Genomic DNA, 3,940 nt, shown 5'->3' on the forward strand with positions numbered 1-3,940 from the left:
CGGCCGCTGGCCGAGCGCTGGCCGCCGCGGTCGATCACGCCGATGCCGTAGACGTCGTGCATGTGGCGCGGAAAGCTGCGCGCGGATTCGGCCACGATCGTCTGCAGGCCCGGCAGCGCCGAGCCGCGGATGCGCACGGCGTCGACGGGCGCGGGCCTCGGCGTCATTCAGCCCTGCTGCTTCGCGAGCCAGCCGCGCAGCCGCTCCACGCCTTGCACCAGCCGCTGCGGATCCTTCGAGGCGAAGCACCAGCGCAACCAGCCCTGCCCCTCGGGCGCGAAGGCATTGCCGGGCGCGAGCCCGAGCCCGGCCTCGACCACGAGCCGCTTCGCCACCTCGAAGGAATCATCGAAACCCTCGAGCCGGAAGAAGGCATACATGCCGCCCTTGGCCGGCGCCACCTGCACGCCCGGCACGGCCGCCAGCAGCGGCACCAGCGTGTCGCGACACGACTTGAGGTGCGCCACCACGCGCGGCGTGATCTCGGCCGTGTGCTCGATCGCCACCACCCCGGCGCGCTGGGTGAACACGCTCGCGCACGAGGTGTTGAACTCGATCAGCTTGCCGATGCCCTCGACCAGCGCGGGCGGCAGCACCAGCCAGCCCAGGCGCCAGCCGGTCATCAGGAAGCTCTTCGAGAAGCTGTGCGTGACCACCAGCCGGTCGTCGGGCCGGGCGATGTCGAGGAAGCTCGGCGCGCAGCCGTTGGCCGTGGGTTCGAAGTACAGGCGCTCGTAGACCTCGTCCGCGAGGATCCAGGTGCCGGTCTCGCGGCAATGGTCGAGCACGGCCTGCTGCTCCTCGCGCGTCATCGTCCAGCCGGTCGGATTGTTCGGCGCATTGACGATCAGCAGCTTGGTGGTCGACGTGACCGCCGCGCGCAGCGCCTGCAGGTCCAGCGTCCATTCGCCCTGTACCGGCACCAGCGGCACCGTGCGCACCGTCGCGCCGAGGATCGCGGGCTGCGCCGTGAGGTTGGGCCACACGGGCGTCACCGCGACCACCTCGTCGCCGGCATCGACCAGCGCCTGCACCGCGAGCATCAGCGCGCTCACGCCGCCCGAGGTGACGGCGATGCGCGAGGCATCGACCGCGGGATGCAGGCTGCTGGTGTAGCGCGCGATCGCCGCGCGCAGCTCGGGCAGGCCGAGGTTGTGGGCATAGAAGGTCTCGCCGCGCTGCAGCGAATCGATCGCCGCCTGGCGGATGACATCGGGCGTGACCTCGTCGCTCTCGCCGAACCAGAAGGCGAGCACGTCGCTGCGGCCGAGGCCGGCATTGGCGACTTCGCGGATCTTGGAGGCTTCGAGGTTGTGGATGGCTTGGCGCATGCTGTGTTCTTCTTTCGTTGTCGTCGTGTCTTCGCTTCGTGCCTTCAGGGGCGCTTCATCTTGCACGAAGTCGGCAGCTCCGCGCGCTCGGGGGCAATGGTCTTGATCACGCGAAAGCCGTAGCCCGAGCCCTCGACGTCGAACTGCACGCCCGCTCGGCCCTGCTTGTCCATCACGCCGACCACGAGCTGCTGCTGGAACTGGTGGTCGGCCGCGCGCATGCGCCCGCGCTGGCCGTACAGCGTGACGTCGGCCTGCTCGAGCGCGCGCACCACTGCCACGGTGTCGGTGCCGCCAGCGCGCTCGAGCGCCTGCGCCAGCGACTCGATCAAGAGCTGCATGCGCATGTGGACGTAGTCGTCCGCGGGCTTCGGAAAGCGCGTGCGGAAGGCGCGGTAGAAGGCCTCCGACTGCGGCGTCTGCACGTTCGGCAGCCAGTCGGCCACCGCGATCACGCGGCCTATGCCGGCATCGCCGATGGCCGCGGGCGCGCCCAGCGCATTGCCGTAGAAGGTGTAGAAGGTGCCGTTGAAGCCGGCCTCGCGCGCGGCCTTCACGAGCAGCGTGAGGTCGTTGCCCCAGTTGCCCGTGACCACCGCCTGCGCGCCGCTCGCGATGATCTTGCTGGCGTAGGGCGCGAAGTCCTTGACCTTGCCCAGCGGATGCAGCTCGTCGCCGACGATCTCCACGTCGGGCCGCAGCGCGCCGAGCTGGCGCCGCGATTCGCGCAGCACCGCCTGGCCGAAGCTGTAGTCCTGCCCCAGCAGGTAGATGCGCTTGAGCGCGGCATCGTCCTTCACCACGTCCATCAGCGCGGCCACGCGCATGTCGGCATGGGCGTCGAAGCGGAAGTGCCAGAAGCTGCAGCGCTCGTTGGTCAGCGAGGGCTCGACCGCCGCGTAGTTGAGGAACAGCATGCGCCGCTGCGGGTCGCGCTCGTTGTTCTTGTCGATCGCATCGATCAGCGCCGCCGCGGTGGCCGAGGAGTTGCCCTGCAGCACGATGCGCGCGCCATCGTCGATCGCGGCGCGCAGCGCCGACAGCGCTTCCTCGTTTTGCCCCTTGCTGTCGTAGCGGTCGAGCTGCAACGGCCGCGCGCCGCCCGACAGCTTGATGCCGCCGCGCGCATTCACGCGCTCCACGGCCCACAGCAGGTTGCGGAACACCGCCTCGCCGGTGTTGGCGAACGGGCCGCTCATGCTCTCGATCAGCGCGAGGCGGATGGGTGCGGGCGGGGTCTGCGCGAGCGCCGCGAAGGGCCTCGCGCATAGCGACAGTGCCGCGAATTTCAAGGCCTGTCGGCGCTCGAAAAAGCTGGAATTCATTGACTTGAAACGCGCGCCGCTGGGCCTAGATGAGGTTTCAAGCGGCACTCAGGATTGAACGGCCGCGCAGTGTAAGGGACACACATTCCATGTCCCCATTGTGTTCATTCAGGAGTACTTCCATGTTTTTCGCACCCGCTCTCCGCGCCACCCGCTTCCCCCCCCGCGCCCATGACCGCGCCTTCGAACGCTTCGTGAACGATGCCTTCGCCGGCACCGCGCGCCGCTCGCCGCTGGTCGAGCAGGACGACAAGAGCTGGACCCTGTCGCTCGACGTGCCCGGCTTCGCCCGCGAGGACCTGAGCATCGGCATCGAAGGCGCCGTGGTCCGTATCGAGAGCAAGGCCGACGCCAAGCGCCAGTTCAAGGCCGCCTACGAGCTGCCGCTGGACATCGACGCGGCCGCCAGCGAAGCCAAGCTCGAGAACGGCGTGCTGACCCTGAAGCTCGCCAAGGTGGTGCCGGTCAGCCAGGTCTCGCAGCTGCAGATCAACTGATCACAGACGCAACCGACCTGCGAAAAAGCCCGCGCGGCGACGAGCCGCGCGGGCTTTTTCATAGGCGCTCTCAGACGGTGGCGGGCAGGTCCGCCGACAGCGAGGCCATCGGCCAGCGCGGCTTCACGTCGAAGGCATAGCGCTCGGTGGGCTGCGACAGCCCCGACTGCAGCCGCATCGCCGCGGCCATCGCGATCATCGCGCCGTTGTCGGTGCACAGGTGCAGCTCGGGGTAGTGCACGCGCACGCCGCGCTTGGCGCAGGCGGCATTGAGCTGCTCGCGCAGCATGCGGTTCGCGCCCACGCCACCGGCCACCACCAGCCGCTTGAGGCCGGCCTGGTCGAGCGCGGCCAGCGATTTCTTCAGCAGCACCTCGACGATCGCCGCCTGCGTGGAGGCCGCGAGGTCGGGCTTGCGCGCCTCGAGCGCGTCGCCGAGCTTCCTGGCCTGCGTGAGCACGGCCGTCTTGAGGCCGGCGAAGGAGAAGTCGAGGTCGCCGCTGTGCAGCAGCGGCCGCGGCAGCTTGAAGGCCGCCGGGTCGCCGCCCTCGGCCAGCTTGGCGAGCCAGGGGCCGCCGGGGTACGGCAGGCCCATGAGCTTGGCGCTCTTGTCGAAGGCCTCGCCGGCGGCGTCGTCGATGGTCTCGCCCAGCAGCTCGTAGCGGCCCACGCCGTCCACGCGCATGAGCTGGGTGTGGCCGCCCGAGACCAGCAGCGCCACGAAGGGGAACTCGGGCGGGTCGGCGCTCAGGAACGGCGACAGCAGGTGGCCCTCGAGGTGGTGCAC

4 protein-coding genes are annotated in these 3,940 nt (G+C 69.7%); 1 reads left to right on the forward strand and 3 read right to left on the reverse strand.

Annotated features, from left to right (window positions below; all coding sequences use genetic code 11):
* Nucleotides 1–167 precede the first annotated feature (167 nt).
* Nucleotides 168–1,379, reverse strand: coding sequence for a pyridoxal phosphate-dependent aminotransferase (locus tag AC27VN_RS35040; protein ID WP_490879588.1), 1,212 nt, complete (start codon nucleotides 1,377–1,379; stop codon nucleotides 168–170).
* Nucleotides 1,376–2,656, reverse strand: a complete 1,281-nt coding sequence (locus AC27VN_RS35045) for a branched-chain amino acid ABC transporter substrate-binding protein (protein WP_490879585.1) — start codon at nucleotides 2,654–2,656, stop codon at nucleotides 1,376–1,378. The genes AC27VN_RS35040 and AC27VN_RS35045 overlap by 4 nt, the downstream gene beginning before the upstream one ends.
* A 122-nt stretch (nucleotides 2,657–2,778) precedes the next feature.
* Between AC27VN_RS35045 and AC27VN_RS35050 the strand changes: the two genes are divergently transcribed.
* Complete coding sequence (locus tag AC27VN_RS35050; protein ID WP_490879586.1) at nucleotides 2,779–3,153, forward strand: Hsp20/alpha crystallin family protein; 375 nt, start codon at nucleotides 2,779–2,781, stop codon at nucleotides 3,151–3,153.
* A gap of 70 nt (nucleotides 3,154–3,223) precedes the next feature.
* On the opposite strand, the gene AC27VN_RS35055 is transcribed toward AC27VN_RS35050, so the two are convergent.
* A partial coding sequence (locus tag AC27VN_RS35055) for a tRNA (adenosine(37)-N6)-threonylcarbamoyltransferase complex transferase subunit TsaD (protein ID WP_490879587.1) occupies nucleotides 3,224–3,940 on the reverse strand: 717 nt, incomplete at its 5' end.

The organism is Variovorax sp. 20P10.2.4 (assembly GCF_058244205.1).

What these genes read in the sequence shown, in the direction of transcription:
- AC27VN_RS35045 (WP_490879585.1), bottom strand. Translation starts at nt 2,656, where the DNA reads ATGAATTCCAGCTTTTTCGAGCGCCGACAGGCCTTGAAATTCGCGGCA.
- AC27VN_RS35050 (WP_490879586.1), top strand. Translation starts at nt 2,779, where the DNA reads ATGTTTTTCGCACCCGCTCTCCGCGCCACCCGCTTCCCCCCCCGCGCC.